Annotated in this window: 22 protein-coding genes; 4 read left to right on the forward strand and 18 right to left on the reverse strand. The window is 72.1% G+C overall.

The features are described 5' to 3' along the window. Positions 1-127: 127 nt before the first annotated feature. Positions 128-1,654 (reverse strand): cation:proton antiporter, encoded by a 1,527-nt coding sequence (locus ACFQO7_RS28530; RefSeq protein WP_376809267.1) that lies wholly within the window; start codon positions 1,652-1,654, stop codon positions 128-130. Positions 1,655-2,137: 483 nt separating this feature from the next. On the opposite strand from ACFQO7_RS28530, the gene ACFQO7_RS28535 reads away from it, so the two are divergent. Continuing rightward, entirely contained in the window at positions 2,138-4,402 is a 2,265-nt protein-coding gene (locus ACFQO7_RS28535) for an ATP-binding cassette domain-containing protein (RefSeq protein ID WP_376809268.1), read from the forward strand. 67 nt (positions 4,403-4,469) lie between these two features. On the opposite strand, the gene ACFQO7_RS28540 is transcribed toward ACFQO7_RS28535, so the two are convergent. The 9 genes from ACFQO7_RS28540 to ACFQO7_RS28580 form a co-directional block, all read right to left on the reverse strand. Next, entirely contained in the window at positions 4,470-4,874 is a 405-nt protein-coding gene (locus ACFQO7_RS28540; protein ID WP_376809269.1) for a PIN domain-containing protein, read from the reverse strand. Further along, entirely contained in the window at positions 4,871-5,095 is a 225-nt protein-coding gene (locus ACFQO7_RS28545; protein ID WP_376809270.1) for a type II toxin-antitoxin system VapB family antitoxin, read from the reverse strand. The genes ACFQO7_RS28540 and ACFQO7_RS28545 overlap by 4 nt, the downstream gene beginning before the upstream one ends. A 45-nt stretch (positions 5,096-5,140) precedes the next feature. After that, positions 5,141-5,590: a VOC family protein gene (locus ACFQO7_RS28550; protein WP_376809271.1), complete on the reverse strand. Its 450-nt coding sequence runs from the start codon at positions 5,588-5,590 to the stop codon at positions 5,141-5,143. 70 nt (positions 5,591-5,660) lie between these two features. After that, entirely contained in the window at positions 5,661-6,092 is a 432-nt protein-coding gene (locus ACFQO7_RS28555; protein WP_376809272.1) for a DUF4395 domain-containing protein, read from the reverse strand. After that, the gene (locus tag ACFQO7_RS28560) at positions 6,089-6,538 is read right to left on the reverse strand and encodes a TlpA family protein disulfide reductase (protein WP_376809273.1); all 450 of its coding nucleotides are present in this window, start codon (positions 6,536-6,538) and stop codon (positions 6,089-6,091) included. The genes ACFQO7_RS28555 and ACFQO7_RS28560 overlap by 4 nt, the downstream gene beginning before the upstream one ends. Before the next feature lie 104 nt (positions 6,539-6,642). Next, a complete protein-coding gene (locus ACFQO7_RS28565; RefSeq protein WP_376809274.1) occupies positions 6,643-8,691 on the reverse strand; it encodes an MDR family MFS transporter in 2,049 nt (682 codons plus the stop codon). Between the two features lie 188 nt (positions 8,692-8,879). Then, positions 8,880-10,454 (reverse strand): cellulose binding domain-containing protein, encoded by a 1,575-nt coding sequence (locus tag ACFQO7_RS28570; protein ID WP_376809275.1) that lies wholly within the window; start codon positions 10,452-10,454, stop codon positions 8,880-8,882. Between the two features lie 205 nt (positions 10,455-10,659). Next, a complete protein-coding gene (locus tag ACFQO7_RS28575) occupies positions 10,660-11,487 on the reverse strand; it encodes a GDSL-type esterase/lipase family protein (RefSeq protein ID WP_376809276.1) in 828 nt (275 codons plus the stop codon). A gap of 117 nt (positions 11,488-11,604) precedes the next feature. After that, positions 11,605-12,438: an SDR family NAD(P)-dependent oxidoreductase gene (locus tag ACFQO7_RS28580; RefSeq protein ID WP_376809277.1), complete on the reverse strand. Its 834-nt coding sequence runs from the start codon at positions 12,436-12,438 to the stop codon at positions 11,605-11,607. Between the two features lie 122 nt (positions 12,439-12,560). On the opposite strand from ACFQO7_RS28580, the gene ACFQO7_RS28585 reads away from it, so the two are divergent. Then, positions 12,561-14,240 carry a hypothetical protein gene (locus ACFQO7_RS28585; protein ID WP_376809278.1) on the forward strand — a complete coding sequence of 560 codons (1,680 nt, stop codon included), beginning with the start codon at positions 12,561-12,563 and terminating at the stop codon, positions 14,238-14,240. A gap of 19 nt (positions 14,241-14,259) precedes the next feature. Here the strand turns inward: ACFQO7_RS28585 and ACFQO7_RS28590 are convergent, their stop codons facing one another. From ACFQO7_RS28590 to ACFQO7_RS28610, 5 genes are all read right to left on the reverse strand, one after another. Continuing rightward, a complete protein-coding gene (locus tag ACFQO7_RS28590; protein ID WP_360541026.1) occupies positions 14,260-14,748 on the reverse strand; it encodes a hypothetical protein in 489 nt (162 codons plus the stop codon). A gap of 140 nt (positions 14,749-14,888) precedes the next feature. Next, positions 14,889-15,086: a hypothetical protein gene (locus ACFQO7_RS28595; RefSeq protein WP_361053554.1), complete on the reverse strand. Its 198-nt coding sequence runs from the start codon at positions 15,084-15,086 to the stop codon at positions 14,889-14,891. 274 nt (positions 15,087-15,360) lie between these two features. Continuing rightward, positions 15,361-16,371 carry a golvesin C-terminal-like domain-containing protein gene (locus tag ACFQO7_RS28600; RefSeq protein ID WP_376809279.1) on the reverse strand — a complete coding sequence of 337 codons (1,011 nt, stop codon included), beginning with the start codon at positions 16,369-16,371 and terminating at the stop codon, positions 15,361-15,363. A 122-nt stretch (positions 16,372-16,493) separates the two neighbouring features. Continuing rightward, positions 16,494-17,165: a tRNA (guanosine(46)-N7)-methyltransferase TrmB gene (gene trmB, locus ACFQO7_RS28605; protein ID WP_376809286.1), complete on the reverse strand. Its 672-nt coding sequence runs from the start codon at positions 17,163-17,165 to the stop codon at positions 16,494-16,496. Positions 17,166-17,313: 148 nt separating this feature from the next. Further along, complete coding sequence (locus ACFQO7_RS28610) at positions 17,314-17,538, reverse strand: TM2 domain-containing protein (protein WP_360541020.1); 225 nt, start codon at positions 17,536-17,538, stop codon at positions 17,314-17,316. A gap of 357 nt (positions 17,539-17,895) precedes the next feature. Between ACFQO7_RS28610 and valS the strand changes: the two genes are divergently transcribed. Beyond that, entirely contained in the window at positions 17,896-20,403 is a 2,508-nt protein-coding gene (gene valS / locus ACFQO7_RS28615) for a valine--tRNA ligase (protein ID WP_376809280.1), read from the forward strand. Between the two features lie 90 nt (positions 20,404-20,493). On the opposite strand, the gene ACFQO7_RS28620 is transcribed toward valS, so the two are convergent. The 3 genes from ACFQO7_RS28620 to ACFQO7_RS28630 form a co-directional block, all read right to left on the reverse strand. Next, a complete protein-coding gene (locus ACFQO7_RS28620) occupies positions 20,494-21,606 on the reverse strand; it encodes a sulfate/molybdate ABC transporter ATP-binding protein (RefSeq protein ID WP_376809281.1) in 1,113 nt (370 codons plus the stop codon). 93 nt (positions 21,607-21,699) lie between these two features. Then, on the reverse strand, positions 21,700-22,089 hold the full coding sequence (locus tag ACFQO7_RS28625) for a TOBE domain-containing protein (RefSeq protein WP_360541014.1): 390 nt from the start codon (positions 22,087-22,089) through the stop codon (positions 21,700-21,702). 322 nt (positions 22,090-22,411) lie between these two features. Continuing rightward, on the reverse strand, positions 22,412-22,984 hold the full coding sequence (locus ACFQO7_RS28630) for a YceI family protein (RefSeq protein WP_376809282.1): 573 nt from the start codon (positions 22,982-22,984) through the stop codon (positions 22,412-22,414). A gap of 246 nt (positions 22,985-23,230) precedes the next feature. Here ACFQO7_RS28630 and ACFQO7_RS28635 point away from each other — a divergent pair, with 246 nt between their 5' ends. Continuing rightward, on the forward strand, positions 23,231-25,579 hold the full coding sequence (locus ACFQO7_RS28635) for a transglycosylase domain-containing protein (RefSeq protein WP_376809283.1): 2,349 nt from the start codon (positions 23,231-23,233) through the stop codon (positions 25,577-25,579). Positions 25,580-25,717 lie beyond the last annotated feature (138 nt).

Consider the following 25,717-nt stretch of genomic DNA (forward strand, 5'->3'; position numbering starts at 1 on the left):
AGCAGATACGTAACCGCAGGTCACGCGGCTAGAACAGCATCGCTTCGGACGGTCCGGCCGCCCGGTGGGACACGCCGACAGCCGCCGATGCGCCCGCTCGGCCCGCGCGGCGGGCGTCTGCGATCGCTCAGTGGACGGCGCTGTGCAGGTCCAGGCGGCGCAGCACGTCGTCGACCGCCTCGGGCTCGCGGGCCCGGTGGGCGAGCACCGCGGCCCGCGCGGCGGCCAGCAGTTGCGCGCGCACGTCGCCGAGGCGCTGCCGCTGGCGTACCCAGTCGTCGTCCTCGGCCTCCTCGTCGAGCAGGATCGCGCGCTGCCGGATGCCCAGCCGGTGCGCCGTCTCCGCGCTCACCGTGCCGTCGGCCCGCAGCTGCTCCAGCCGCCGTTGCCCGGCGTCCTGGGCCACCGCGATGACCTCGCGCTCGGCCTGGCGGCGGCGCTGGGCGCCGGTGCTCAGCCCGAGCCGGCCGACCAGCCACGGCAGCGTCAGGCCGGGCAGCAGCAGGGTGACCACGGCGACCACCGCCGCCGTGAAGACGATCTGCGAGCGGGCCGGGAAGTCGCGCGGCAGCGCCAGCGCGGTCGCGATGGTGACCACTCCGCGCATGCCGGCCCACGCCACGACCAGGGTCTCGCCCCAGCCCACCGGCACGTCGGCCGGGTCGCGCGAGCGCAGCCGCCGGGCCAGCCCGCCGACGCCGAACATCCACGCGAAGCGCACCGCCACCAGGGTGAGGCAGATCAAGATCGCGAAGCGGGCGTACGGCCACACGCCGGCGTCGAGGTCGTCGAGCGCCTCGACGAACTCCAGCCCGATCAGCCCGAACGTGAAGCCGGTGACCAGCTCCTCCACCACGTCCCAGAAGTTGCGCCCGGACAGCCGCCCGGCCACGTCGTCGGGGTCGGCCCGGGTCGCGCCCAGCCAGAACCCGGCCGCGAGCACCGCCAGCACCCCGCTGGCGTGCGCGGAGTCGGCGGCGAGATACGCGGTGTACGGCGTGAGCAGGCTCAGGCCCGCGCGCAGCTCGGCGGTGGGCAGCCGGTCGAACAGCCAGCCGAACAGCACCCCGGCCGCGAGGCCGATACCCGCGCCGACCGCCGCCGTATAGCCGAACGACGCGAACGCACCCCAGACCGACAGGGTTCCGGTCAGCACCCCGGCTACGGCGACCTGGTAGATGGTGAGCGCGGTGACGTCGTTGAACAGGCCTTCGCCTTCGAGCAGGGTCACCGTGCGGCGGGGCAGGCCGAGGCGGCCGGCCATCGCCGAGACGGCGGCCGGGTCGGGCGGGGAGGTGATCGCGCCGAGCACGACGGCCGCGCCCAGCGGCAGGGCCGGGTGGATCGTCGCGGCGACGGCGGCGATCGCGGCGGTGGTCACGAAGACCAGCGCCACCGCCAGCAGCAGGATGGCCTTCCAGCCGCGCGCGAACTGCCGCCAGGAGCTGCGCTGCACCGCGGCGTAGAGCAGCGGCGGGAGCAGCGCGGGCAGGATGACCTCGGGGTGCAGGGACAGCGAGCTGCCGGGCAGCAGGCCCAGCGCGACGCCGAACACGGTGGCCACCACGGGCGCCGGCAACCGCAGGCGTGCGCCGACCGGCACGCAGAGCAGACCGAGCACCAGCAGCACGAGGATGACGGTGCGTTGGTCCATACCGCCCATTGCACGTCATGACCTGGCGTTGTCCGCGGTACGACACGATCAAGCGACGGTGATGGATTTCGCGAGAGTTTGTTGGTAGTCTCGCCGAAGTAACGACGGCGATACGCTGCCGCGGACACCACAAGCACCGCCCGCTCCGGTGATGATCGGGCACCGGAGCGGGCGGACTGTCAGAGCTTATGGTCGGTGCGTGCGGTCGCCTCGCGGCGAGTGGCGCGACACGGCTCCAGCCGAACGGTATTCCGTGAAGGCTTTTGTAAGTGAGGCCCGGGGACACTGTCCACGCACCGACCTCGACCACCTTAGCTCCGAAATCGGTGCGCGCCGAACACCGCCGCCGTGACGATCTTCACGGAGCCGCGGGAATATCACCCGGACGCGCGGGCCGCCCGCAGCTCGATCGGGTTCCCGACGGCGGCCGGATCCGACCGGATGGCGCTTGATCTGCACTGGTCTTGCCGCAAGGATGTGCGAGTGTCAACAGACCCCTCCACTTCCCGCACGCCTCGACGCCGCAAGAGCGCCGCCGCGCCGGCCGACCCCGCGGTCGCCTCCGGACAGACGGCAGCCACCGACGGCTCGATCCGCACCCGCATCGGGCGCGACGCCGACAACGACATCGTGCTGGCCGACCTGCAGGCCTCACGCCACCACGCCGAGATGCGCCGCCTCGGCGACGCCTTCAACATCGTCGACCTGGGCAGCCGCAACGGGACCTTCCTCAACGGACGCCAGGTGCAGAAGGCCACCCTCATGCACGCCGGCGACATCGTCTCGATCGGGCGGCACGAGCTGCTCTTCGACGGCGCCCAGCTGCACGACCACGTCGACACCGGCCCCGCCTCGATCATCGCCGACGACCTGACGGTGCGCCTGGGCAACAAGGTGCTCATCGACGACGTCAGCTTCGCCCTGCCCGAAGGCAGCCTGCTCGCCCTGATCGGCCCCAGCGGCTGCGGCAAGTCCACGCTGCTCAAGGCGCTGACCGGGCTGCGCCCGGCCACCCAGGGCCGGCTCTGGTACGGCGGGCGCGACCTGTACGCCGACTACGCCCAGCTGCGTTACCGCATCGGCATGGTGCCCCAGGACGACGTGCTGCACAAGCAGCTCAAGGTGCGCACCGCGCTGCGCTTCGCGGCCGCGCTGCGCTTCGCCGACGACGTGCCGCGCAAGGTGCGCTGGGCCAAGGTCGACGAGGTCATGGAGACCATGCGGCTGACCCAGCGCGCCAAGGCCCGCATCGACGTGCTCTCCGGCGGCCAGCGCAAGCGCGCCTCGGTGGCCATGGAGCTGCTCACCGAGCCGTCGCTGCTGTGCCTGGACGAGCCCACCTCGGGCCTGGACCCGGCGCTGGACAAGGAGGTCATGGGCGAGCTGCGGGAGCTGGCCGACAAGGGCAAGACCGTCGTCGTGGTCACCCACAGCGTGCTGCACCTCGACATCTGCGACCGGGTGCTGGTGATGTGCCTGGGCGGCACCATGGGCTACTTCGGCCCGCCGGACCAGCTGCTCGGCTTCTTCGGCGCGGAGGACTACGCCGACGTCTTCACGAAGATCACCGAAGAGCCGGAGCGGTGGACCCGCGCCTTCCGCAACTCCCCGCTGTACGCCCGCTACGTCAGCGCGGTCACCCCGACCAACCGCACCGAGCCCGCCGTGCTGCCGGTGCCGCCCGCGCCGTCCGACGTGGTCTTCGATCCGACGACCACCCAGCAGCCGCTGGTGCCGACGCAGCGCACCGACGAGCCCGACCTCACCGAGCCCGTCGCGGTGCTGCCCGTGCCCGACGCGCCGGTCGACGACGCCGAACCGGCCTCGATCAGCGTCGACGACGCGCTGGCCCGGGTGCGGCCCAACGTCGCGTCCGCCAAACCCGGCCGGGCCAACATCGATCGCAAGACGTGGGGGCTGTTCGCCCGCAACCCCAGCGCACCCATCCGGCAGTACTTCACGCTGTGCATGCGCATGCTCAATGTGATCTTCTCCGACCGCGGGTTCACGGGCTTCCTGCTGGCGATGCCGCTCATCCTGGCGGTGCTGTCCTACACCGTGCCCGGCGACTCGGGCCTGGCCAACCTCGGGCCGGTGCACCTGACCGCGCAGCAGCTGCTCGTCGTGCTGGTCACCGGCGCCGCCTTCATGGGCACCGCGGCGGCGGTGCGCGAGATCGTGGCCGAAGCGCCGATCTACGCCCGGGAGCGGGCCGTGGGTCTGTCTGCGGCGGCGTACCTGAGCTCGAAGCTCACCGTGTTCTTCCTGATCAACACGGCGCAGGTGGCGCTGTTCGTGTACCTGGCGCTGTTCCAGGGTCCGCCGACGGAGGCGCTGGTCATCCCGAGCCAGACCGTCGAGATCATCATCGCGATGGTGGGCATCGCCCTGGTCTCCACCGTGCTCGGTCTGCTGATCAGCTCGCTGGCCCGCACCACCGAGCAGACCACGCCCGCCATGGTGGTCGTGGTCATGGCGCAGCTGGTCTTCTCCGGCGGCCTGTTCCTGCTGGCCGGCCAGACCGCAATGGAGATCATCTCCTGGTTCTTCCCGACCCGGTGGGGCTTCGCCGCCGGCGCCGCCACCGTGGACATGGGTGCCATGCTGCCCAGGAGCTACCAGGACCCGCTGTGGGCGCACGAGGCAGGCAACTGGATCAAATACATGGTCTTCCTTGGTGTGCAGATGGTGGTCCTGGTCGGCCTGACCCGCCTGGCGCTGCGCCGCCACGAGCCCGGCCGCTCCTGACCCGAACGACCACGGAGCCCTGTCCCCGCCGGGTCGCGGGGACAGGGCTCCGCCCGTTTCTGCGAAGTCAGCTGACCACGCGCTGAACCTGCAGGTTCGAGGTGTGCGCGATCACCTCGTAGTCGCGATCATCATGCAGCACGACCAGCCGGTTCTTCATCGCCGTCACCGCGACCAGCAAGTCCACCGCGGAGGCCCCGCCGTGCTGGGCGGTGACCGCCAGCTCGTCCTGCAACCGCAGTGCCCGGTCCCAGCAGTCGTCCGGAACCGGGCACCAGCCGTACAACAAACGGATCATGCGCTGGATCTGCGGTCGGCGCGTGTTGGTGGCCGTGTCCCGCAGCAGCTCCAGTTCCACCGGGTCACAGATCGCTACGGTGCCCGCGGTCACGGCGTCGATCCAGATCTGGTCGGCTTTGCCGGTCAGCACCCTGATGACCGCACTCGTGTCCGCGAGGAACCGCGTGCTCACCCGGCCTGCTTGTCGGCCAGGTGGCGGGCCTCCCACGCGTCCGCGTCGATCTCTCCGCGGGCCGTCATCGCCTGCAGCTCGTGCAGGGCCTCGATGCGCCGGAGCCGCGCGGCGACCTCGCGCAGTGCGGCGTTCACCGTGTCCTTCTTGGTCTCCGTTCCCAGCAGCCGAGCTGCCTCGGCCAGCAGCTCGTCATCAAGATCGATCATCGTACGCGACATGCATATAGTATGCCTGCATCAGACACATCAAGCAAATACGATTGATCAGTGGAGGCAGAACTCGTTGCCCTCGGGGTCCTGCATGACCTCGCCGTAGTGGTCGGCGCCCTCGGTGTGGAGGACGCGCAGGCGGGTCGCGCCGGCGGCGATGAGGCGCTCGGCCTCGGCCGCGACGCGCTCGCGGCGGGTCTCCAGCGGGACGCTGCGGCCGCCGCTGACCGCCAGGTCGAGGTGCAGCCGGTTCTTGCCCGCCTTCGCCTCCGGCACCTGCTGGAACCAGAAGCACGGCCCGACGCCGTCGGGGTCCTCGATCGAGTCGAGGCCGTCGGCGCCCTCCAGTTCCTCCTCCGGGATGCCTTTGGACAGCCAGTACGAACGCCAGGTGGGGTGCCCGTCCGGTGGCTGCTGGGGCCGGTAGTGCAGCGCGAGCGCCCAGAACTCCACCAGCCGCCCCGGGTCCGCGCAGTCGATCGTCACCTGGATCCGTGTCGCCATCAGCTCACCCCTTCGCCGCGCCGGGTCAACCCCGCCGTTCTAGCAGAAGGGTCCGACACGGCGGGCGGGATCAGGACACGGGGACGCGGGCGGCCAGGGGGCGGCCGACCAGGCGGCGGTACGCCAGGAACAGCTCGCAGCCCAGGCACAGGCCGAACGCGGCGTTGAGGAAGGCGGCGGCCAGCGCGAACGAGGCGGCGATCGCCCCGGTCAGCGGCGAGCCGAGCAGGTAACCCAGCGTCGCGGCGGCGGCGAAGACGAAGCCGACCGCCTGGGCGAAGCGCACCGGGGCCAGCGGCTCCAGCTCGGCGGGCTTACCGAGGCGCGGGGCGAGCAGGGTGCGGTAGATCAGGCCGTACGGGCCGAGGCGGGGTTGTGCCGCGGTCAGCGCGAACACGATCGCCTGGGCCAGGGCCAGCCAGCCGGAGCCGGTGAGCAGCACGACGATCATCACGACGGCGGTCACGGCCGCCGCGAACCGGGGGCCACGGGGGTCGGTCATGCCTTCTCCTCGGTCAGCTGCGCGGCGGTCAGCAGCGGCGCGACGGCGGCCAGCACCTGGGCGCGGTTCGGCACGCCCTGGGCCCGGCCCGCGATCCGGCCGGCGGCGTCGACGATCAGGACGGTGGGGGTCTTCCAGATGTCCAGGGCGCGCACCGCGTCGAGCCGCTGCTCCGCGTCGACCTCGACGTGGGCCACGCCGGGCGTCGTGCGGGCGGCCTCGGCGCAGACCACGCGGGTGGCCCGGCACGGGGCGCAGAACGCGGACGAGAACTGCAGCAGGGTGACCTCGCCCGGCCGCACGCCGAGCTCGGCCAGCACCGGATTCACGGGTTCGGCGGTGGTCGGCACGGCGCGAACCCTACCCGCCCGGCGGCGGTGGACCACGCCGTACGCGGAGGCGGCGAGCAGTGCCACTCCCCCGACGATCAGCCCGGTCATCTCCATGGTCGCCAGCGTGACATGCCATCCCGCCGGTTGGCGATGATCATCCCGAGGATCGGACGCGGTTCACACCCCGGCCACACCGTTTTCACGCAGGGCGGGGCCGCCTAGGCCCGGTGCCGGCCGGGGCCCGCGCGGGCGGGAGCCTGCGGGAGCGCCGGGACCGCCGAGACCGGCGCGGGCGGGGTCTCGTCCTCGAACACCAGCTCGCGGCCGGCCTGGCGGACCGCCTGCTCGAACTCCTCGTCGGAGGTGTCGTGCCAGTCCGACAGCTCGCCCGACAGCCACTGCCGCCAGGCGGTCGCGATGCGGTCGTACTCGGCGGTGCCGCGCGGGGTCAGCGCCACCGTGCCGTCGACCGCGCCCAGATAACCGTCGGCGACGTAGCCCTGGAACGCGGGCCACAGCACCTGCGGCGGCAGATGGTAGTGCTCGGCGATGTCGGACACCCGGGCCTGCCCGTAGTGCTCGGCGAACAGCACCACCCGGGACAGGCACCAGGCCAGCCCGACCCCGCCGTCGACCCCGGCCGAGGCCAGCACGTGCGGCGCGGCCGCGTTGCCCTTCTGCCGCCATACCGTGGCGACGGCGCGTTCCAGCTGCTCGGTGCGGTCCGGAGACTCGGGCATGCCGAAACCCTCGCCCAGGTCCCGGGCCGCGGCGCGAGCGGTGTCGCGCAGCGGCACCTGCTTGAGGAACAGGGCGATGACCGCGGCCAGCAGGCCCACCGGCACCGCCGACAGGAAGACCGTCTGCAGCGCCTCGGTGTAGCCGCCGACCACCAGCAGCCGGATCGGGGCGGGCAGGCTGTGCACCCCGGCCGGGCTCTCCAGCCGGCGCGGGTCGAGCGCCCCGAGCAGCGGCCCGAACCGCTCCAGCTGCGTCTGCAGCGAGTGGGTGTACACCGTGCCGAACAGCGCGACCCCGAACGCGCTGCCGAGCGTACGCAGGAAGGTCACGCCAGAGGTGGCCACGCCCAGGTCGTGGTAGTTGACGGTGTTCTGCACGACGATGGTGAGCGTCTGCATGCTCATGCCCAGCCCGAGGCCGAGCACGAACAGGAACGCCGACTCGACCCACAGCGTGGTCAGCGCCGTCATCTGCGACAGCAGCCACATGCCCAGCGCCGTGACCAGGCCGCCGATGACCGGGAACCACTTGTACCGGCCGGTGCGCCCGACGATCGTGCCGCTGGTGATCGAGGTGATCAGCAGGCCGAACACCAGCGGCAGCATGCGCAGGCCGGAGGCGGTCGCCGAGGCGCCCTGGACGTACTGCATGAAGGTCGGCAGGAAGGTCAGCGCCCCGAACATGGAGAAGCCGACGATGAAGCTGAGCACCCCGCAGATGGTGAAGACCGGGTTGCGGAACAGCCGCATCGGCAGCATCGGCTCCCGCGCCCGCAGCTCCACGACGACGAACAGCAGCAGCGCGACGAGGCCACCGACGCCCAATCCGATGATCTCCGGGGACAGCCACGGGAACTCGGTGCCGCCCCAGCTGGTCATCAGGATCAGGCAGGTGGACGCCACCGCGATCATGGCGATGCCGAGGTAGTCGATGATCGGGCGGGCGGCGGTGGGCAGCTTCGGCATGGTCGACGCGCAGATGAGCATGACCAGCAGGCCGAGCGGGATGTTGATGTAGAACGCCCAGCGCCACGACAGGTGGTCGGTGAACAGGCCGCCCAGCAGCGGCCCGAGCACGGTCACGACGCCGAATACTCCGCCCAGCGCGCCCTGGTACTTGCCGCGCTCGCGCAGCGGGATGTAGTCGGCGATCAGGGCCATCGCGGTGACCAGGATGCCGCCCGCGCCGGCCCCCTGCACGCCGCGCCAGGCCACCAGCCAGGCCATGTTGTGCGCGAACCCGCAGAAGAACGAGGCGACGATGAAGACCGCGACGCTGACCTGGAACAGCAGCTTGCGCCCGAACAGGTCGCCGAGCTTGCCGGCCAGCGCGGTGGCGATCGTCTCGGCCAGCAGGTACGCCGTCACCACCCAGGACAGGTGGGAGGCTCCGCCCAGATCCCCGACGATGGTCGGCAGCGCCGTGCCCACGATCGTCTGGTCCAGCGCCGCCAGCAGCAGGCCGAGTGCCACCGTCGCGAAGACGGCGTTGCGCCGCACCGAGCTCAACTCGCCACTGCGGTCCACTCACCAACCCTAAACGTCCCCTTAACCCCGCAAGCCCCGTTCCTCCCGGTCCGCAACTCTTAAAGACCTGTGGCCTCGGCATACTCACGAAGGCGCAAGTCTTTAAGAGTTGCGGCAGGGGGTGGGGCGGGGTGGGGCCCGGCCCGCGCATCGGGGGGATGGTCGCGGGCCGGGGGTTTCGGGGTGGGTCAGCGGGTGAAGCCCGCGGTGATGCGGGTGAACTCCCAGTCGGGCTGGGCGATGCCGCTGCAGGCGGACTGGACGCCGCCGCCGGCGCAGCCGCGGTCGCGGTTGACCGACCAGAACGACAGGCGGGCGATCGCGTTGGCGTTGGCCCAGTCCCGGATCTGGGTCCAGGTCGCGGTGCTGGTCAGCTCCTGCTGGTCGGACAGGCCGTTCATGCCGGACAGGCCCAGGTGGGCGTTGGCCGTGGCGTCGTTCCAGCCGAACGCCGTCTTCAGCGCGTTGCGCAGGCCGACCGCGGCGTTGACCGTGTTCTGGTACATGTTCGCGCCGCCGCCGAAGTCGAACGGCATGATCGTGAAGATGTCGATGTTCGCGCCCAGCGCCGCCGCCTGGTTGATCAGACGGGTGCCCCACCAGCTCGGGCCGGTGGTCGTGGTGCCGAACGTGATGATCGTCTTGATGCCGGGGTTGTTCTGCTTGACGATCTTCAGCGCGCCGAGGATGCGGTCCTGCACGACCTCGTTCTCGAACTCGTCGGTGTTCTCGATGTCGACGTCGATCGCCTTGAGGTTGTACGCGTTGATGACCTGCTGGTACGCCGCCGCCAGCGCGGTGGCCGAGGAGCAGTTCGGGCCGAGCTTGTTGCCGCTCCAGCCGCCGATCGACGGCACGATCTCGCCGCCCGCGGCCCGGATCGCGTTGATGGTGGACTGGTCGGCCCCGCCGGTCAGCGGGCGGCTGCCGTCCCAGGCCGGCGTGCAGCCGCCGCCGGACAGGATGAACGCCATGGTGAACCACTTGATGCCGGTGGCGCTCATGACCGTGGCAGGCGCGGGCGGGTTGCCCCAGCCGACGTAGTAGTACGGCGCGGCGCCCTTGAAGTTCGAGGTGGGGCAGCCGGTCGTGGTGCCGGTGACGGAGTTGCTGGCCACCGACTCGCCGCTGTTGTTGTACGCCTTGACCGTGTACGTGTGCGACGTGCACGCGCCCAGGCCGCTGTGCGTGGCGGAGGTGCCGGTGACGGTGGCGCGCACGGTGCTGCCCTCGTACACCCGGTAGCCGGTGACGGTGCCGGTCGAGGCGCCCCAGCTCAGCGAGATCGCGCTGTTGGTGGCCGAGGTGACCGACGGGTTGCCTGGCTTGCCCGGCACGCCCGCGGGCGGCGAGGAGGTCGGCGGGGTGCCGCCGCCGCAGCTCGCGCCGTTGACGGTGCAGTTGGTCGGGTTGCCCGAGCCGTTGGCGTTGAAGCCGAAGCTGGTCGACGCGCCGGGACCGAGGGTGCCGTTCCAGCCCACGTTGTTGGCGGTGACGTGCTGACCCGACGTGGTCACCGCGGCGTCCCAGAACACGCCCATGGTGGTGCCGGAGGGCAGGTCGAACTGCACGTTCCAGCTGGTGATGGTGGCCGAGGTGTTGTTCGTGACGGTGAACTTGCCCTCGTAGCCGGTGCCCCAACTGGACACCTTGGTGAACGTCGCGGTCGCGGCGTGGGCCGCGGGCATCGCGACGAGGGAGATCGCGCCGGCCAGCAGTGCCACGCCCAGCGTGGCGAGGCCGGCGCGCAAGGACCTTCTCATGAGCGGGGAGTCCTTTCGAGGTAGCGCGCGGCGGGCGACGGCTGCGGGGAGCACGTCGCCCGACGGCGAGCTGTGGGACGGTCATACGCTCATGAGCTTGAATGCCACACTAAGTTAAAGACGGTTAACAGTAAAGAGTGTTGTCGATTCTGGCACGCGCGAAGGGGGCACCCCACCCCGCGGGGCGCCCCCGGCTACGCGTAGCTCACCAGTTGTGGCCGGCGGCGTACGAGATCTGGGCCAGCACCGTCTGCCCGGCCGTGTTCGGGTGGAAGTAGTCCCACGTGCTCACCTGCGACAGCGCGAACGGGTAGTTGAACACCGCGTTGTCGTCGAAGTCGCAGTTGGCCCCGTAGGCCGCGCAGGCCTGCGCGAGCTGGGCGTTGAAGTCGATCACACGCTGGCGCACCCGGTCGCGGCGGTCCACATCGGCCTGTGCCGTGGAGGTCGGGTTGGCCAGCAGCGACTGGCAGATGCCGAACAGCGACCAGGCGCTGCGGGCCGACGACGAGCCCTTGCCGACCTCCCACAGCCGCTTGACGTCCGGAATCGAGATCAGCGCGACCCGGGCGTTGGGCAGGCGGGTCTTGAGGGTGCCCAGGGCCGTGTCGATGGAGGTGCGGAACGAGGCGACCGAGGTCATGCTCGACTCGGAACCGGTGCACGCGTCGTTCGCGCCGATCAGGATGGTCACGTAGTCGACGTTGCGGCCCGCCACGGTGTTGGCCTGGCCGGGCATGTCGGCGGCCTTCGCGCCGCTCTTGGCGTCGTTGTAGTTGCGGCCGCTGATGGCGCTGTTCTTGGCCAGGATGCGCCGGTACTGGCTGTTGACCGAGGTGTAGCTGCCGGTGCTGAACGAGCGGGCGGTGCAGTCGACGTACCAGCCGCAGGCGTTGAAGCCTCGGGTGATCGAGTCACCCATGCTGGCCATCGAGTTGGGGATGGGACCGGTCGCGGCGGCTGCCGGGTTGGCCGACAGGAGCACCGCGGCCAGGGCAGCGGCGAGCGCGAGGGACGGACGCGCGAGACGCATGGGAGCCTGCCTTCCGGGGGTACGGAAAACGCGGATATGGGGGTACGAACCACCGCGCGGGCACGCGGTTACCGAAGGGTAATGTCCGTGTGGCCTAGGTCACAAGACCCGGATTCCCTATTGGCCGTCCGCTTCGGACAGACCCGCGTCCCGCTGGTACGCCGCCCGCGCCGCGCCGTCGCCGAGCGCCACCTGGTCCGGCACCAGCAGCCGGTAGGCCAGGTCCCGGCCGGACTGCGGCAGCAGCGCCAGCAGCCGGGTCAGCGGGTCCAGCCGGCCGGGCACGAACACCTCGAACCGGGGACGGCGGATCACCCGCTCCACGGCCGCGGCGACCGTCTCCGGACGCAGCCGCGGCACGCCGCCGTGGCTCGTCCCGAGGGCCAGTTCGGTCTCCACGACCGCCGGCATCACCAGGCTGACCCGCACACCCGTGCCGCGCAGCTCGTGGCGGACGGCGGCCGCGTAGCCGTACACCGCGTGTTTGGTGGCGGCGTAGGTGGCCTCGCCGGGTGGGCTGATCCGGCTCGCCGCCGAGGCGATGGTGACGATCTGCCCCCGGCCGCGGGCCCGCATGCGCGGCGCGGCGGCCAGGAAGCCGTGCCGCACGCCGTGCACGTTCACCTCGAACTGCCGCCGGGCCGCCTGCTCGGGCTCCTGCGCGTACGGCCCGACCCACATCACGCCCGCGTTGTTGACCAGCACGTCCACCGGCCCGAACGCCTGCTCGGCCCGGTCCAGGAACGCGTGCACGCTCCCCTGGTCGGTGACGTCCAGCTCCACCGCCAGCGCGCCGGGCAGCGCCGCGGCGGTCCGCGTCAGCGCCGGCAGGTCCCGGTCGCCGAGCACGACGTTCGCTCCGGCCCCGGCCAGCCGGGCGGCGATCGCCGCGCCGATCCCCCGGGCCGCCCCGGTCACCGCCACCGTCAGCCCCGTGACCTCGCGCCCCATCCCGCACTCCCTCCACCACGCCCGCGCCGTCGCGGTGGCACACCTTATCCCCGCTCGCGCCGAAGTGGAGTGTTGACCATCGGGGCTTCACAGATCGTGCGGAAGCGGGCACGATGAGTCCCATGCCTGAGGGGGGACGGCTGGCGCGTGCCCGCGAGCTGGTGAGCCGGCTCGACTTCCCGGCTGCCCAGCAACTGCTGCGCGACCAGCTCGCGCTCGCCCACCAGGATCCGCGGCACGCCGACGCCGCCGAGGCGGACACCGCCGCGCTGTACGCGGGCGTGCTGCTGCACCTGGGCGAGCCGCACGCGGCGCGCAGCTGGGCGGCGTACGCCCACGCCGCCGCGCAGGCCCTGCATGGCGACCTGGACCGGCACACCCTGCACGCGCTCGGTGTGCTGGCCGTCTGCCTGCACCGCACCGGCGCCCTGGACCGCGCCGCGGACGTCTACCAGAACCTGATCCGCGACCTGTCGACCGCCGACGGGCCGGACGCCGACCGCACCCTGTCCGCCCGCGCCGACGCGGCGGTCGTGGAGCACGCCCGCGGCAGCTGCGCCGACGGCCGCAGGCAGCTGGCCGAGGTGCTCGCCGCGCACGTGTCCCGGCACGGCCCCGGGCACCCCGTCAACCTGCGCATGACCATCCGGCTGGCGGGCATGTGGCGCGACTGCGGCGACTTCGACCAGGCCCACGACCTGCTGGCCGGGGTACGCGCCCAGGCCGCGGCGTTGCCCGCCGACGACGACGTGCACCGGCTGCTGCAGGCCGCGCTGCACGCCCGCGCGCAGACCGAGCACCGCTGCGGCACCGCGCCGTCCGAGGACGAGGCCGGACGGGCCCACGATCCGGGGCCGGGCGTGCTGCCGGTGCTGATCCCGCAGGCCGAGGACCTGATCCCCGGCCCCCACCAGCCCGCGCCACGGGCGGCCGAGCCGGACGAGTGGCCCGACGACGAGATCTTCGAACGGTTCGACGACCCGGCCCGGCAGGCCCGGATCCGGCGCTCCGGATCGCCGGGCGCCCCGCCGCACCGCATGGACGACGCCGACACCGGTCTTGACGACCTGCTGGGCTTCGGCAGACCCGCGCCGGATCCCGACCCGACCGGCTTCGGCAGCCCTGCGCGGCAGGCCGGTCCGGGAGGCTTCGAGGCTCCCGCCCCGGGGCGCTCCGGACGCTCCCCGGACCGCGACCGCCTGCCGGATCGGGCGGGAGCCGGCGCGGGGCAGGCCATCCCCGCGCCGCATCGCACGCCCGGCAGGCCGTACGTGCCCGTCGATCCGGCGTACCCGATCGCCACGACACCCCCACCCGGGTTGCTGGCGCCGCAGCGCGGCACGCCACCGCCACGGCGGCGGCGCGGCGCAGGGGCCGCGGCGCTGGCGGTGGTCGCCGCGGTGGTCGCGATCGTGGCGCTGGTGGGAACGTTCATCCTGGCCGGCGACCCGGACGCGGGCGAGGCCACGCCGTCGCCCGCCGCCACCCCGAGCGGCCCGGCCCCGTCCGCGCCGCCTCCGGTGACCGGGCTGGCCGTCGCCGACCTGGGCACACGGCTGCGCATCACCTGGTCCTACCCCGACGGCGCGACCGCGGCGGTGGTGCTGTCGGCCGCACCCGCCGGGCAGCCGATGCGCGCGCTGCAGTCGCTGCCCGCCGGGACGGAGACGGTCACCCTGCCCGGCTTCGACCCGAGCCGGGACTACTGCGTCACGGTCACGCTCGCGTACAGCACCGACCAGACAGTGATGGCGCCCCCGGTGTGCACCGATCGGCGGCGGTCCCCCGCGGCCCGCCCCTGATCGCAGCCACGGACCGCGGTCACCGCGCCGAGCGGGCCGCCGCCGTGGCCGCCAGCTCCCGCAGCCACAGGCTCTCCCGCTTGCGGCGTTCCATGGTGGCCAGCACCGCGGGTGGCAGCGGAGCGTGCCGCAGGTGCAGCGCGACCAGTTTGGCCAGTGTCATCACCGGTATGTCGTAGGAGCTGTCCTCGGCGAAGGTCAGCAGTTCGGCGACCAGGTCCGGGGGCAGTTCGCCGGGCAGCAGCGGGCACAGCGCCCCGATCACGCTGTCGACATGCCAGCCGCGATCGTCGCGCCGGTGCCGCAGCAGCGCCTGCAGCAGCGCCGTGAGCTGGGCCGGGGGCAGCCCCGCCGCCAGGTCCAGCAGCGGCCGCATGCCGTCGACGCCCGCCGCGCCGCCGGAACGCCGCAGCGCCACCAGCGCCGAGGCGGCCTCGTCGAACTCGCCGCCGGCGGCCAGCCGCTCCACCCGGTCGAGCAGTTCGGTGTACGTCACCAGGCCGGACATCCGCCACCCGCCCCGGCGACACGGTCCACAATGGTCTGCATCGTCATGCCGCGGGAGTGTATTCAGGGGCACCGACAAAGAAGATCCGCCGACCCCGTTCCGCTGGTGCGGACGGGATCGGCGGATCGTGGAGCTGCCGGTCAGCCGGCGCGGCGGTTGGCCCACAGCCGCGGGCCGTGGCCCTGGCTCGACTTGGGCGTCACCGCCTGCTTGCCGAACGCCTGCTGCTGGGACTTCTTGCCCTTGGCACGGCGCTCGGCGCGGTTCATGGGCTGCTGCTCGACCTCTTCCGCGGTCTCGTCCGCGGCGGGGTTCTCCGAGCTGTGATCTTCACGCATGAATGTCTCCTACGGATGCGGGCACGCCGACGGCTGCCGGTGCGGGCAGGGGCGTGGGGAAAGACGGATCAGACGGCGCGGGCCCGTGGGCCGGCGCGGCACGCTCGCGGCGCCGGGAGCACCGGCGCGGGCGTGGGGATCACGCTCAGATGTACATGCGCAGGAGCCTAGCAGGCCGCACGATGATCCGCATCCGCGCAACGGGGGTACACGCACCGCAGCCGCGCCTGTGCCGTCGGGACGGCACGGACGCGGCTGCGGTCGGCGGTGTGGATCAGACGCGGGTGAGCTTCACCGCGTCGGCGATGACGTATCCCGCCCCGCCGCTCCAGCGGCTCACGCCGACGGCGTTGTAGTCGCCCCCGGCGAGGCTGAACGTGCCCAGGTTGACCCAGACCCCGCCACTGCCCTGCTGGTTGACCTGCACCGACACGTTGCCGCCGGTGGTAGCGATGACGTACGGCGTGGTCGCGTTGTAGCCGGTGTTGGCCGGATACCAGACCTCGACCCGGTAGCTGGCCGTCGCCGGGATGTTGAACTTGTACCAGGCGGCGTCGGAGACGGCCTCGGGGTTGGCGTACCGGTAGTCCGCGCCGTAGCGCTGGGACGAGTACGTCGAGGTGCCCCAGTTGGCCGAGGCGGTGAACCGGCCCGCGGTCGTGTTGTCCACGGTCGACGTCCACGACGGCGGGGGCGTCGTGCCGTTGACCAGCGACATGAAGTACGACCAGTTCCAGCGCGAACCCGGGTCGGTGTGGGTCGCGCCGGGGACCTCGTTGTGGCCGATGATGTGGGCCCGGTCCCGCGGGATGCCGTACTTGCTGGTCACGCTGCGCACGATGGCCGCCGACGCCTGGTACATGGCCTCGGTGTACCAGCCGTCCTGCTCGACGTAGCCCTCGTGCTCGATGCCGATGGACTGCGTGTTGTAGGTCCAGTTGCCGGCGTGCCAGGCGACGTCGGCCTCGCGCACCATCTGGGTGACCGCGCCGCCCTTGGACACCACGTAGTGGGCACTGACCTGCGCGGACGGGTTCTGGAACCAGTTGATGGCGCTGGTGTACGAACCCTGGATCGTGTGGATGACCACGTAGTTGATGTTGTAGTCGGACTCGCGGCTGGCGTTGGTGTAGTTGCTGGTGCTCGCGGGCACCCAGGCCGCCGGACCGTAGTCGGTGCTCGCCTGCGCGGCGGTGGGCACGGACAGCAGCGCGCCGAGGGTCAGCGCGACGCCGCCCGCGAACGCCGCAGCCCGGCGCAGCAGAGGTGTGGCGGTAGCCACCATGGAAGAACCTCCCGGGGTAGAGGAGTCTGGTGGCCACACATTAATGAAGATATATCGATGCCGTCGAGAACCTACAAGTAACAACTAGACGACGAAACTTACCTCCACACCTGAACAGGCGGTCAGCAGGTGCGGTGGTAGAGGAGGTCGAAGATCTGGCGGCCGGCGGCTATGCCGCGCTGCTCGAACTTGGTGACGGGGCGGTGGGCGGGGCGCGGGGCGAAGCCGTCGTGCAGGTTGGCCAGGCCATCGGCGGCGTCCAGAACCTCGGCCATCTGCTCGGCGTAGTCGGCCCAGTCGGTGGCGCAGTGCAGCACCCCGCCCACGGCCAGCCGCGAGCGCAGCAGCGCCACGTTGTCGGGCTGGATCAGCCGCCGCTTGTGGTGGCGTGCCTTGGGCCACGGGTCGGGGAAGTAGACGTGCACGGCGGCCAGGCTGTCCGGTGCGATCATGTGCCGCAGCAGGTGCAGCGCGTCGCCCTGGGCGACGCGTACGTTGGCCAGCCCGCGCTCGTCGACGACGGCCAGCAGGTTGCCCAGGCCGGGCGGGAACACCTCGACGGCCAGGTAGTCGCGGCCCGGGTCGGCGGCGGCCATGGCGACGGTGGCGTCGCCCATCCCGGAGCCGATCTCCAGCACCAGCGGCGCGTCACGGCCGAACAGGGCCGCGGTGTCCAGCGGGGGGTACGGGTCGGCGATGTCGACGCCGTAGGTGGGCCACAGCCTGGTCAGCGCGTCCTCGTGGCGTCCGCTCACCCGCCCGCGGCGGGGGTAGAACGTGGTGATGCGCGTCATGTGGCGGCCGTCGTCGAGCGTGCCTTCGAGGGCGCCGGCCAGGTCAGAGGTGGTCACAAGAGAATCAGGATACAGCGGCGGCCCCCCGAGCCGAACAGGCGCGAGGGGCCGCCGGTCGCCCGCGTCAACGCGCGGGCGCAGGATCAGCTCACTTGGCGAGCGCGTTGCCCTGCTTGTCGGAGAACTTGCCGATCAGGATCATGATGAAGTCGATCAGCACCCACAGGCCCAGGCCGCCGAAGGTGATCAGCATCAGGATGCCCGTGCCGATCTTGCCGACGTAGAAGCGGTGCACGCCCAGGGCGCCGAGGAAGAAGCAGAGCAGCAGGGTGACGAGCCAGGACTTGCTGGCGGTCGCCGTCGTCGTGGTCACAGATGTGTCCTTCTTGTCAGGGTGGGCCGGTCGCCGAGCCGCGACCAGCGAGAACGGACCGTAACAACCGCCCCACCCGCGGACAACCGCCACAACGGCCGATCCGCGCTCATCCCCACAGCCAGGCCTTGTCCACCGGGGGTGGACGGGGCAGCAGAGATCGGGCCGACCGGTTACCATCGGCACAAACGAGCGACGTCGAAGGAGGAGCCATGACCCACGCGCTCTTCACGTCGTTCGTCGTACGCGTAGCCGACTCGGGCCGCGCGTAGTCTCTTCGATCGCCGCGCCCCAGGGCGCGCGGTGGTCACCCAACCTCTCTCGCGTTCGGGGCGCTCATCCCACCGAGGTGAGGTCATGAACCTTCCGGACAAGCCGACCATCGACGGGCTGCCCGACAAGTGGGCACAGCGCTGGGAATCCGAGCGTGTGTACCGCTTCGATCGCGCCGCGCCGCGCGAGCGCGTGTTCGCCATCGACACCCCGCCCCCGACCGCCAGCGGCGAGCTGCACGTGGGGCACGTGTTCTCGTACACCCAGACCGATGTCATCGCGCGCTTCCAGCGCATGCGCGGCAAGGCCGTGTTCTATCCGATGGGCTGGGACGACAACGGGCTGCCCACCGAGCGCCGGGTGCAGCAGTTCTTCGGAGTGCGCTGCGACCCGTCGCTGCCGTACGACCCGGGGTTCACGCCGCCGGAGAAGCCCGGCAAGAGCCAGGTGCCGGTGTCGCGGCGCAACTTCATCGAGCTGTGCGAGCGGCTGACCGCGCGGGATGAGGAGGCGTTCGAGCGGGTGTGGCGGCTGGTGGGCCTGTCGGTGGACTGGTCGCTGCTGTACACCACGATCGGGACGCGGGCCCGCGCCGTGTCGCAGCGGGCCTTCCTGCGCGCCCTGGACCGGGGCGACGCGTATCCGGCGCAGGCCCCGACGCTGTGGGACACCACGTTCCGGACCGCGGTGGCGCAGGCCGAGCTGGAGGATCGGGACCGCCCGGGGGCGTACCACCGGCTGGTGTTCCACCCCGACGCGTCCGGCGCCGCACCGATCACGGTGGCCACGACCCGGCCTGAGCTGCTGCCTGCCTGCGTGGCGCTGGTGGCGCACCCGGACGACGAGCGCTACCGCCCGCTGTTCGGGAGCACGGTGCGCTCGCCGCTGTTCGGCGCGCGGGTGCCGGTGCTGGCGCACCGGCTGGCCGACCCGGCCAAGGGCACCGGCATCGCGATGGTGTGCACGTTCGGCGACACCACCGACGTGATCTGGTGGCGCGAGCTGGACCTGCCCACACGGCCCGTGCTCGGCTTCGACGGCCGTTTCCTGCCCGACGCGCCCAGCGGCCTGTCCGAGGCCGGCAGGGCCGCCTACGCCGGGCTGGCCGGGGCGACGGTGCACACCGGACGGGAGCGCATCACCGCGCTGCTGCGCGACAGCGGCGAGCTGCTCGGCGAGCCGGAGGCGATCACGCATCCGGTGAAGTTCTACGAGCGCGGCGACAAGCCGCTGGAGATCGTGTCCACCCGGCAGTGGTACATCCGCAACGGCGGCCGCGACGAGGCGCTGCGCGACCGGCTGCACGCCCGCGGCCGGGAGCTGACCTGGCACCCCGCGCACATGCGCACCCGGTACGAGCACTGGGTGGCCGGGCTGGCCGGGGACTGGCTGATCAGCCGGCAGCGCTTCTTCGGCGTGCCGATCCCGGTGTGGTACCCGCTGGACGCCGACGGCCTGCCCGAGCACGACAGGCCGATCACGCCCGCCGAGCACACGCTGCCGATCGACCCCAGCTCGGACACCCCGCCCGGGTACACCGAGGACCAGCGCGGCCGCCCCGGCGGCTTCACGGCCGACCCCGACGTCATGGACACCTGGGCCACCTCGTCGCTGACGCCGCAGATCGCGGGCGGCTGGGGCTTCGACGACGACCTGTTCGCCCGGGTGTTCCCGATGGACCTGCGCCCGCAGTCCCACGAGATCATCCGTACCTGGCTGTTCGCCACGGTGCTGCGCGGGCACACCGAGCACGATGCGCTGCCCTGGCGCAACGCGGCCATCGCGGGCTGGATCCTCGACCCGGACCGCAAGAAGATGTCCAAGTCGGTGGGCAACGTGGTGACGCCGCTGGGCCTGCTGGCCGAGCACGGCTCGGACGCGGTGCGCTACTGGGCCGCCGCGGCTCGGCCAGGCGCGGACACGGCCTTCGACACCGGCCAGATGCGGGTGGGCCGGCGGCTCGCCATGAAGATCCTCAACGCGACACGTTTCGTGCTCGGCCTCGGCGAACCCGACCCGGCCGCGACGGTGTCCGAACCGCTGGACCGCGCCCTGCTGGCCGCGCTGCAGCCCGTGATCGCCGAGGCGACCGCCGCGCTCGACGGGTACGACGCCGGCCGGGCCCTGGACGCCGCGGAGCGCTTCTTCTGGCTGTTCTGCGACGACTACCTGGAACTGGTGAAACTGCGCGCGTACGGCCAGCACGGCCCGGCCGCCGCGGACTCGGCCCGGCTCACCCTGCGTGCCGCGCTGTCGGCGCTGCTGCGGCTGCTCGCTCCCGTGCTGCCGTTCGTGACCGAGGAGGCCTGGTCGTGGTGGCAGCCCGGCTCGATCCACACCGCCGCCTGGCCCGCCGCGTCCGACCTGGACGGCCTCGCGGGCGACCCGGCCCCGCTGGCCGCCGCGACGGCCGCGATCGAAGCCGTGCGCCGCGCGAAGTCCGAGGCCAAGGTCTCCATGCGCACTCCCCTGCGTTCCCTGACCGCCCCCGACGACGACGCCTTCACCCGCATCGAGCAGGACGTCCGCGACGCCGGCGTGATCACCGCCGTCACCCGCCACCCGTCCCCCACCTACCTCGCCCACCTCTGACCGAAGGAAGGGCACCTTCACATCGCCATAGGTACGCCATAGGTAGAGGAAGGTGCCCTTCCCGACGAACGGTCGCGGCTCGGCGGTGGGTCAGTACTCGTAAGCCCGGGTCTCGGTGGCCTTCACCGCGGCCCAGACCTCGCTGCCGGGCAGCAGGCCGAGCTGGGCGGCCGACGCCGGGGTGATCTCGGCGGCGGCCCGGATCGGGCCGCCCAGCTCCACCCGCAGGTGGTCGCCGTGCGGCAGCACCCCGACCACGGTCGCCGCCCAGGTGTTGCGCGGGCTGCCCGCGGGCTGCCGCGGGTGCAGGGCCACCGCCGAGGGCGGGAAGGCGAGGAAGGCGTCGCCGTGCACCTCGTCGTCGGCGACCATGGTGAACCCGCCGGGCAGCGTGACGGCGTGCCCGTCGGCCCGGCCGCGGTACAGGTTCAGCCCGACCAGCCGGGCAACGTACTCGGTGCGCGGGCGAGCGGTGACGGCGGCGGCGTCGCCCTCCTGAACGATCCGGCCGTCCTCGACGATGACGAGCCGGTCGGCGAGCACCAGCGCGTCCAGCGGATCGTGGGTGACCAGGAGTGTCGCGCCCTCGTGCGCCCGCAGGTCGTGGTGCAGCCGGGCCCGGGTCTCCATCCGGGTACGCGCGTCCAGCGCGGCCAGCGGCTCGTCCAGCAGCAGCAGGTCGGGGCCGACGGCCATGGCGCGGGCCAGGGCCACCCGCTGGGCCTGCCCGCCCGACAGCTGCCGGGGCCGCTGCCGGGCCAGCGGGGTCAGTTCGACGCGCTCCAGCCAGCGGGCCGCCTCGGCCCGCGCCACGCGGCGCGAGGCACCCCGCGCCTGCGGGCCGAACGCGACGTTGTCCAGCGCGGACAGGTGCGGGAAGAGCAGGTAGTCCTGGAACACCACACCGACCCGCCGGTGCTCGGGCGGCACGAACAGCCCGGCGGCGGGCTCGTCGAGGACCACCTCGCCCAGGCGCAGCCGCCCGGCGTACAGCGGCAGCAGTCCGGCCAGCGCGCGCAGCGCCGTGGTCTTGCCGGCGCCGTTGGGTCCGAGCAGCGCCACGACCTCGCCCGGGGACACCGACAGCGTGACGTCGAGGCGGAATCCGGGCCGGTCGACGACCAGGTGCGCCGAGAGCAGCGGCCGCCCCGCCGGCCATTCACCGACCGCGCGGCCCGCCCCGCCCGAGCGCCGCGCGCTCATGATCGCTCGACTTGCCGGGCAGGGGTGCGTATCTTGACGAGCCGTTCGCCCGGTTGCCGGGCAAGTCGGATGATCGTGAGGCGGGCGAGCGGGTCAGTCACGCTCGACCACCACGTTGGTGGACTTGATGACGGCCACGGCGACGCTGCCCACGTCGAGGCCGAGTTCCTCGACGGCCTCGCGGCTCATCAGCGACACCACCCGGTAGGGGCCTGCCTGGATGTCGACCTGGGCCATCACGGTGTCCTTGACGATGGCGGTGACGATGCCGCGCATCCGGTTGCGGGCCGAGGAGCGGTCGGCCCGGCCGTCGGGGTCGTCGGCCTGGGTGCGGGCGTACGCCGCCAGGTCCTCCCCGGCCACCATCCGGTGGTCGTGCTCGTCGCGGTGTGCCCGCAGCCGACCCGAGTCGACCAGCCGCCGCACCGTGTCCGCACTGACGCCCAGCAGCTCCGCCGCTTCACCGATCCGAAATGCGGTCATGTGGCGAATCTACCCCTGGCATCTGCGACGGCGGCGCGGTCCGCCGACCCGGCCGCGCGAGCCCGCCCATGCCGGCAGGGGGCGGCCCGAACGGACCGCCCCCTGCCGAAAGATGCCGGGGAACCCGGCTGCCCCGAGGAGACGGAAGGCAGCGGCGGGTTCCCCGATCGCCGGGCGCTCCGCGCGGCCACGCGTACGCCCGGCACATCGCGGCCGCGACCGGCCCGGACGCCTCCCGCGTGTTCCCGGGGCACTCCCCCAAGCACCACCGGGGCGGGGCGTCGACGGACCGTCGGTCGCGGCCGCGCGGAGCCCGTCAGGCTCAGGCCTGGCGGGTGGCCTCGCCCTCAATCTCGATCTTGAGGGTCTTGCCGAGCAGGACGCCACCGGTCTCCAGCGGCTGGTTCCAGGTCACGTTGAAGTCCTCGCGGTCGATCTCGGTGGTGGCGGTGAAGCCGAGGACCTCCTGGCCCCACGGGTTCTTGGCCACGCCGCCGAACTCGAGCGCGAGCTCGACCGTCTTGGTGACGTCCTTGATGGTGAGCTCGCCGACGAGGGTGAACTCGTCGCCCGACACGGCGCGCAGGCCGGTGCTGCGGAAGCTCAGCTCCGGGTACTTCTCGATCTCCAGGAAGTCGCCGGTGCGCAGGTGGTTGTCGCGGTCGGCGACACCGGTGTCGATGCTGGCCGCCTGGATCACGGCGGTGACCGACGAGGCCAGCGGGTCTTCGGCCACGACGATCTCACCGGCGACGTCCTTGAACGAGCCGCGGACCTTGCTCACCACCATGTGCCGGATCACGAAGCCGACGCGCGTGTGCGCGGCGTCGATGGCGTAGGTGCCGGCGGCGGGGATGGTCAGGCCGTTCCAGGTGCGGGTGTTCAGCGTGGTCATGTCGGTTGCCCTCCGGTAGACGTAGCGTGAAGCTGTTTACGTGACGGTTCAACTATACGCATCGCAACGATATTTCGGGTAGCGGCACGCTGTTTTCCGGGTCACCAAACTTGCCCATGAACAGGAAGACCGCATACCTGGTCGACATATGCCCATTTCAGATGAGATGCACCTCACATATCCTGGCACATCGGAGATCTCCGGGCAGTCTTGAGCATCCCCGCCCCCTCCCCCGAAGGTGCCGCGATGCCGCCGCTCAACCGGATGACCCGACTCACGCTGCTCGCCGTGGTCGCGGGAGCCGTGGTCGCCGCCGGTGCGATGCCCGCGGCCGCGCTGGCCAACTGGGCGGTGGAGCAGTCCGCGCCCGCCTACGACACGCTCCCCGAGGTGCTCAAGCACCCCACCACGGCGCAGGCCAGCTACCTGTACGCCAACGACGGCAAGACCGTCGTCACCACCTTCTACGACGAGAACCGCCGCGACGTGACGCTGGCCGAGGTCGCCCCCGTCGTGCCGCAGGCCGTGGTCGCCGCCGAGGACGCCCGCTTCTACTCCCACCACGGGGTGGACCTCAAGGGCGTGCTGCGCGCCGTGGTCGCCAACGGGGCCGGCGGCGGCGTCTCCCAGGGCGCGTCGACGCTGACCATGCAGTACGTGCGCAACGTGCTCAAGAGCGACCCGTCGCTGTCCACCGAGCAGCGCGCCGAGGCCACCGAGCAGACCCCCGCCCGCAAGATCCGCGAGGCCCGGTACGCCCTGGCGCTGGAGAAGGAGCTGAGCAAGGAGCAGATCCTCCAGGGCTACCTGAACATCGCCTACTTCGGCTCCGGCGCGTACGGCATCTACGCCGCCGCCCACACCTACTTCTCCAAGGACCCCGCGCAGCTGACCCTGAGCGAGGCGTCGCTGCTGGCCGGCCTGCTCCAGTCGCCCGAGGCGGACAGCCCGCTCAACGGCGGCATCGAGCGCGCCCTGTCCCGCCGCGACTACGTGCTGACCGCGATGACCGGCACCGGCGCGATCACCGCCGCGCAGGCCGCGACCGCCAAGGCCGACACGCCGGTGGTCAAGCGCGGCGCGAACCCCAACGACTGCACCGCCTCCCGGCAGGGCTGGGGCTTCTTCTGCGACTACTTCCGCAGCTGGTGGCGTGACCAGGACACGTTCGGCGACACCGCCGAAGACCGGGAGCAGGCGCTACGCCAGGGCGGCTACCGCATCGTCACCACGCTCGACCCGAAGCTCCAGAACGCGGCCCAGGCCCAGGTGACCAAGGTGTACGGGTACACGGACAAGCGTGCCCTGCCGATGGCCGTCGTCGAACCCGGCACCGGCAAGGTGCTGGCGCTCGCGGTCAACCGCCGCTACAGCGCGGCGACCGGCGCGGGCAACACCATGAACCAGCTCGTGGCGGGCGGCACCGGCATCCACGGCTACCAGGCCGGATCGACCTTCAAGATGTTCACCATGCTGGCCGCGCTGGAGGCCGGCAAGACCCTCGACACGAGCTTCGACGCGCCGACCAAGCTCACCACCACCTGGCCCGAGGCGACCGGCCCGGCCAGCTGCGACGGGTACTGGTGCCCGCGCAACGCCACCCCGGCCTGGATGGACGGCAAGCGGGACATGTGGACCGGCTTCGGCCGCTCGGTGAACACCTACTTCGTCTGGCTGGAGCAGCAGGTCGGCGCGGACAAGACCATCGAGATGGCGCAGCGGCTGGGCATCAGGTTCCGGCACCCGGACAACGCCTCGCACGCGGCCACCGACGCGGCGGGCTGGGGCTCGTTCGTGCTGGGCGTCTCGCTGACCACGCCGCTGGACCTGGCCAACGCGTACGCGACCCTGGCCGCCGACGGCGTCTACTGCTCGCCGCTGCCCGTCACCACGGTCACCGACGGCACCGGCAAGCAGCTCGACGTGGCGAACCCCGCGTGCGGGCCGGCGGTCAGCCCGGAGATCGCGCGGGCGGCCACCGACGCGGCCCGCTGCCCGGTCGGGCAGTCCGGCGCGTTCGGCCGCTGCGACGGCGGCACCGCCACGGCGGTGTCGGACCTGCTCGGCGGGCGAGCGGTGGCCGGCAAGACGGGCAGTTCGACCGACAACATGACGGAGTCGTTCGTGGCGTACACCCCGCAGTTGGCCGCGGCCGCCATCGCGGCGAACCCGGACACCCCCACCGACGCGGTCGGCGCGGCGGTGCTGTCGAAGGTGTACCGGGCCGTCGGGTCGACGCTGGCCACCGGGTCGGCGGGGCTGGAGGTCAAGGACTTCCCCGCCCCGCAGCGCACGTCGGCGTTCTCGCCCGAGCCGGAGCCCACCGAGCCGGAGCAGCCGCGGGACGAGTCCCACGACGGCAACGGCGACAACTCGCACGACAACGGCGACGACCGGCCGGGCCGCGGCGACCACAACGACAACGGCTCCGACAACGGGAATGACAACGGCTCCAGCGGAGACAATGGTTCCGACGGTGGCGGCGACAACGGCTCCGGCGACAGCGGCTCCGGCGACGGGAGCAGCGGCGACGGCCGGCCCGGCCGCGGCGGCGGCTGGTCGGGCGGCTCGCAGCCGTCCGGGCAGGGCGGCTGACCGGCGACAACCCACTCGCAGGGTTAAGAAGGGCACCTTCTCAACGCGGAGCGTTAAGAAGGTGCCCTTCCTTTGTGCTCAGCCGGTCAGGAGAGCGGCGGGTAGGCGTTGGCCATCAGCTCGGCGAACTGGGCCGGG

This window comes from Catellatospora aurea (assembly GCF_042663325.1).
Lineage (GTDB): Bacteria > Actinomycetota > Actinomycetes > Mycobacteriales > Micromonosporaceae > Catellatospora > Catellatospora aurea.